The organism is Mesorhizobium sp. M7A.F.Ca.US.005.03.2.1, from assembly GCF_003997795.1.
Classification (GTDB): domain Bacteria; phylum Pseudomonadota; class Alphaproteobacteria; order Rhizobiales; family Rhizobiaceae; genus Mesorhizobium; species Mesorhizobium ciceri.
On record NZ_RZRP01000462.1, the window covers coordinates 1 to 4,984 of the forward strand.

The 4,984-nt window shown below is 64.1% G+C and carries 6 protein-coding genes; 5 read left to right on the plus strand and 1 reads right to left on the minus strand.

Annotated elements, in window-relative coordinates; all coding sequences use genetic code 11:
* The 5 genes from EN991_RS23005 to EN991_RS23025 form a co-directional block, all read left to right on the plus strand.
* Window positions 1–781, plus strand: a 781-nt coding sequence (locus EN991_RS23005; RefSeq protein WP_348630503.1) for a N,N-dimethylformamidase beta subunit family domain-containing protein, incomplete at its 5' end; no start/stop codon positions are given.
* A gap of 1 nt (window position 782) precedes the next feature.
* Window positions 783–2,168 carry an aspartate aminotransferase family protein gene (locus EN991_RS23010; protein ID WP_127369607.1) on the plus strand — a complete coding sequence of 462 codons (1,386 nt, stop codon included), beginning with the start codon at window positions 783–785 and terminating at the stop codon, window positions 2,166–2,168.
* Between the two features lie 3 nt (window positions 2,169–2,171).
* Window positions 2,172–3,101: a 3-keto-5-aminohexanoate cleavage protein gene (locus tag EN991_RS23015; protein ID WP_127369608.1), complete on the plus strand. Its 930-nt coding sequence runs from the start codon at window positions 2,172–2,174 to the stop codon at window positions 3,099–3,101.
* 25 nt (window positions 3,102–3,126) lie between these two features.
* Window positions 3,127–3,639 (plus strand): GNAT family N-acetyltransferase, encoded by a 513-nt coding sequence (locus tag EN991_RS23020; RefSeq protein ID WP_064995381.1) that lies wholly within the window; start codon window positions 3,127–3,129, stop codon window positions 3,637–3,639.
* A complete protein-coding gene (locus tag EN991_RS23025; protein WP_127369609.1) occupies window positions 3,636–4,664 on the plus strand; it encodes a histone deacetylase family protein in 1,029 nt (342 codons plus the stop codon). Before EN991_RS23020 ends, EN991_RS23025 begins: the two co-directional genes overlap by 4 nt.
* Before the next feature lie 15 nt (window positions 4,665–4,679).
* Here EN991_RS23025 and EN991_RS23030 read toward each other — a convergent pair.
* Window positions 4,680–4,984, minus strand: a 305-nt coding sequence (locus EN991_RS23030) for an aminotransferase class V-fold PLP-dependent enzyme (protein ID WP_127369610.1), incomplete at its 5' end; no start/stop codon positions are given.

Sequence of the window (4,984 nt, forward strand, 5' to 3'; positions counted from 1 at the left end):
CGAATACTGGACCTGGGAAATGCGCGATGCCGTCGACGCCTATGTGACCCGCGGCGGCCATGCGGCGCGCTTTGCCGGCAATTTCATGTGGCAGACGCGGTTCGAAGACGAGGGCCGCCGGCAGGTCTGCTACAAATATCGCTCGCGTGCCGAAGATCCGGCCTATCTTCCAGACGGCGACGTCACCCGTGCCACCAATTCCTGGGAGGCGCCGGAAATCGGCCGGCCGGGTTCGGCGACCTTCGGGCTCAACGCGACGCGCGGTGTCTATGCCGGCTGGGGCGGCTGTGCACCGCGCGGCGTGCGTGGTTTCCCGGTCTACCGGCCCGAGCATTGGGCCTTCGCCGGCACCGGCATCTACTATGGCGACCTGCTGGGCGCCGACAGCCATGTCTATGGCTATGAGGTCGACGGGCTCGACTTCGAGATACGCGGCGGCCTGCCCTACCCGACTGCGACCAGCGGCGCGCCAGACGGCCTGCAGGTTCTCGCCGTCGGCATGGCATCCCAGGTCGAGGAAAGCGCCGATATCCCGATCGAGGACCAGTTCCTCACCGACGAAGACGGCCGCTTCACCGCCGAAACGCTGTTTGGCGAGGCGAGCGACGCCAATCTGGAAAAGGTCAAACGCGGCAACGGCATGATCGTCAATTTCCCGCGCGGCAAGGGCGAGGTGTTCCATGCCGGAAGCTGCGAATGGGTCGCCGGCCTGCTAAGACAGGACCCGATGGTCGAACGCGTCACGAAAAATGTCCTCGATCGTTACCTCGGAAAGCCCTGACATGTCGAAAGTCCAATCCGCCGTTCAAGAAACCGAAGCCCGGCGAGACTCGCATCTGTTCTATCTGTCCAGCCTGCGCCGGCCGCTGATCGACCGCGCCGAAGGCATCTACATGTGGACGCAGGACGGCCGCCGCTTCATCGATGGCTCGAGCGGCCCGATGGTGGCCAATATCGGCCATTCCAATCGCAATGTGCTCGACGCCATGAAGCGGCAGATGGACCGCGCCACCTTCGCCTATCGGCTGCATTTCGAGAACGAGCCGGCGGAGGAGTTGGCGCGGGAGTTGGCCGGCAAGCTGCCGGAGGGCATGGACCGCATCTTCTTCGTCTCCGGTGGCTCGGAGGCGACGGAATCCTGCATCAAGCTGGCGCGGCAATGGGCGGTCGCCACCGGCCAGGCCAGCCGCTGGAAGGTGATCACGCGTTTCCCCTCCTATCATGGCGGCACGTTGGGTTCGCTCTCGATCACCGGCGACGATGCGCTGGCCGAAACGTTCGAGCCGATGATGCGGGTGATGCCAACCGTGCCGGCGCCGAATGCCTGGCGCGACCGCGACAATCTCTCGATTGAGCAGCGCGGCATCCGCTATGCCGACATGCTGGAGGAGAAGATTCTTGCGGAAGGTCCAGACAGCGTGGTTGCCTTCATCATGGAGCCGATCGGCGGTGCGGCGACCGCGGCGCTGGTGGCGCCGGACAGTTATTATCCACGCATCCGCGAGATCTGCGACCGCTACGGCATCCTGCTCATCCACGACGAAGTCATGAGCGGTGCCGGCCGCACCGGCAAATTCCTCGGCGGCGATCACTGGAACTGCAAGCCCGACATCGTCGCCCTGTCGAAGGGGCTGGGCTCCGGATATGCGCCGCTTGGCGCACTCGCCGCACCGATGCGGCTGGTGCAGCCGTTGCTCGCCTCCGGCGGCTTCCAGCACGGCCACACCTATGCCGGCAATCCGCTGGCCTGTGCCGCCGGCCTGGCTGTGCTCGGCGAAATGGACCGGCTCGACCTGATCGCCAATGCGGCAGCCATGGGCGATGTGCTGATGGACGGGCTTAAAGGCCTGGCGAAGCGGTTTCCGTTCCTTGCCGACGTGCGTGGCAAGGGCCTGCTCACCGGCGCCCAGATGGTCGCCGATCCCGAGACCCTAAAACCGATCGACCAGAACAAGAAAGCCACGCAGCGGCTGCTCGACCTCGCCTATGAACGCGGGCTGATCATCTATGGCCGCAGGGTCAAGGGCGGCGTCGACGGCGACAATTTCATGGTCGCGCCACCGATGATCGTCACGGCCGAGCAGGTCGGCGAGATCATCTCCATCATCGGTGACTCGCTGGAGGTTCTGGCCGCCGAGCTCGACCTGCCGGTCGGAGGCCAGGGGTAAGAAATGGCACCGCGAAAAGTCATCATCACCTGCGCCGTCACCGGCTCGGTGCACACGCCGTCCATGTCGCCCTATCTGCCGGTGACGCCGGACCAGATCGCCGCAGACGCGATCGCGGCGGCGGAAGCCGGCGCCTCGATCCTGCATCTGCACGCCCGCGACCCCAGAGATGGCCGCCCGACCGCCGATCCGGACGTCTACATGCAGTTCCTGCCGCGCATCAAGCAGGCGACCGATGCGGTGATCAACATCACCACCGGCGGCTCGTCGCTGATGACGCTGGACCAGCGGCTGGCAGCCCCTTTGCGGGCCGAACCCGAAATGTGCTCGCTCAACATGGGTTCGATGAATTTCGCGCTGTTTCCGATGCTCGACAAGCCACGGGAATGGCAGCACGAATGGGAACCCAAACTGCTGGAAGCCACGCGCGACACCATATTCAAGAACACCTTCGCCGACATGGAGAGTGTGCTTGAGAGGTTGGGTAAGGGCTGCGGCACGCGCTTCGAATTCGAATGCTATGATGTCGGCCATCTCTATTCGCTGGCGCATTTTCGCGATCGGGGGTTGGTGTCGGGACCGCTGTTCATCCAATTCGTCCTTGGCATATTGGGCGGCATCGGCGCCGACCCGGACAATCTCGTCCACATGAAGCGGATCGCCGACAAATTGTTCGGCGACAGCTACCAGTTCTCGGTGCTCGCCGCCGGCCGCCAGCAGATGCCGCTGATCTCAATTGCAGCAGCCATGGGCGGCAATGTCCGTGTCGGGCTGGAGGACAGTCTCTATGACGGCCGCCAGCTGGCGAAATCCAATGCCGATCAAGTGCGCCGTATCCGTGGCATTCTCGACGGGCTGTCGCTGGAGGTTGCAACGCCCACCGAAGCGCGCGACATGCTGGCGCTCAAGGGCGGCGACCGGGTGGCGTTTTGAGATGCTGATCTGAGATGAACCTGCAATGATTGCCTCGCCCAAAATCCGCCTCCGCCCCGGCCGAGTGGAAGACGTCGAAACCATCCACGCCGCGATCCTGAAACTCGGCACGCATATCGGTGCGCCGGAGGAGATCATTTCGACAGCAGATGATTTGCGCACCTACGGCTTTGGTGAAAAGCCCGCTTTCTCCACCCTGATCGCCGAAGTGGGCGGCGAGTTTGCCGGCCTTTGCCTGCATTTCCCGATCTTTTCGACATGGATGGGGCGGCCTGGCGTCTATGTGCAGGATCTCTATGTCGAAGACCGGTTTCGCGGCCGGAAGATCGGCGAGCGGCTGCTGCGGCACGTTGCGGCGCAGTGCCGGAAGGAAGGCGGCGTCTATCTCCGGCTGTCCGTCGACACCGACAATGAAGGGGCCAAGGCCTTCTACGAGAGGCTGGGCATCGCCTGGTCGAGCTACGAACAGACCCAAAAAATCATCGGCGAGGCCTTCTTTGCTTTCGCCGACGCGCCGGAAAACGGGGATCAGGAATGAAAGCCTTCTATGCCGAGGAACAGAAGCGCCACGACCCCAGGGCCTTTCTTTCGAGCGGCGCGGCACAGCCCAATCCGGAAAAGCCGGAGCGCATCGAGAGATTGTTAGTCGGCGCACTATCTGCGGGTTGCACGATCGAGCGACCTCGGGATCATGGGCTCGGCCCGGCCGCGGCGGTGCACACGCCGGAATATCTGGATTTCCTCGAGCATATCTACGCGCGCTGGCAGCGCATCGAGGGCGCTTCGGCCGAAGTGATCCCGAACATCCATCCGATTGCGCGCAATGGCTCCTATCCGGCCTCGGCGGTCGGCCAGGCCGGCTATCACATGGCCGACACGGCTTGCCCGATCTCGGGCGAAACATGGCAGAGCGCGCTGTGGAGCGCCTGGAGCGCGGTCGAAGCCGCCGAGGCGGTGATATCAGGCGCGCCGGCCGCCTACGCGCTGTGCCGCCCGCCCGGCCACCATGCCTTTGCCGATGTCGCCGGCGGCTTCTGTTTCATCAACAACTCGGCCGTCGCCGCGCAGGTTCTGCGCAAACAAGCCGCACGGGTGGCGATCCTCGATGTCGACCTGCATCACGGCAACGGCACGCAAGGCATCTTCTATGCACGGCCGGATGTGCTGACCGTCTCGCTGCACGCCGATCCGGTGCGCTTCTATCCGTTCTTCTGGGGCCATGCCGACGAGCGCGGCGAAGGGCCCGGCCTCGGCTACAATTTCAACCTGCCGCTGCCGCGCAAATCCGCCGACGCGGCGTTTCTCGAAGCGCTCGAGGTGGCCTTCCAGCGCATCCGTGCCTTTTCGCCCGACGCGCTCGTTGTGGCGCTCGGCCTCGACGCGTTCGAGGGCGATCCGTTCGGCGGACTTTCGGTGACGACGCCTGGCTTCTCGCGCATCGGCGAGGCCATCGCAAAGCTCGACCTACCGACGGTCATCGTCCAGGAGGGCGGCTACCTCTGCGACGAACTCGGCGACAATCTCACGGCGTTCCTCACTGGTTTCGGCGGCAAGATGCGGTGAATGCTCAAGCCAGCGTCAGGAGCGCTGCTGCCTGAGCATGGCGATGACCCGATGCACACTTTCCAGCGTTTCGTCGATTTCGGCTGCCGTGTTGTAGTGAGCAATGCCGATGCGCACGACGCCATGCTCGGCTGGAATGCCGAGCTGGTGGACGATCTCCCAGGCGTAGTTGTGACCGGACCACAGGAAGATATTTTCGGCGTTCATCTGCCGCACGATTGTCTCCGGCACGATGCGCTCGACCGTGAAGGAAACCGTCGGCACGCGATCGCCGAGCCGCTTCGGGTCAGTGATGCCGTGGACGGTCAAGCCCTCGATAG

What these genes read in the sequence shown, in the direction of transcription:
- EN991_RS23025 (WP_127369609.1), top strand. Translation starts at nt 3,636, where the DNA reads ATGAAAGCCTTCTATGCCGAGGAACAGAAGCGCCACGACCCCAGGGCC.
- EN991_RS23020 (WP_064995381.1), top strand. Translation starts at nt 3,127, where the DNA reads ATGATTGCCTCGCCCAAAATCCGCCTCCGCCCCGGCCGAGTGGAAGAC.
- EN991_RS23010 (WP_127369607.1), top strand. Translation starts at nt 783, where the DNA reads ATGTCGAAAGTCCAATCCGCCGTTCAAGAAACCGAAGCCCGGCGAGAC.
- EN991_RS23015 (WP_127369608.1), top strand. Translation starts at nt 2,172, where the DNA reads ATGGCACCGCGAAAAGTCATCATCACCTGCGCCGTCACCGGCTCGGTG.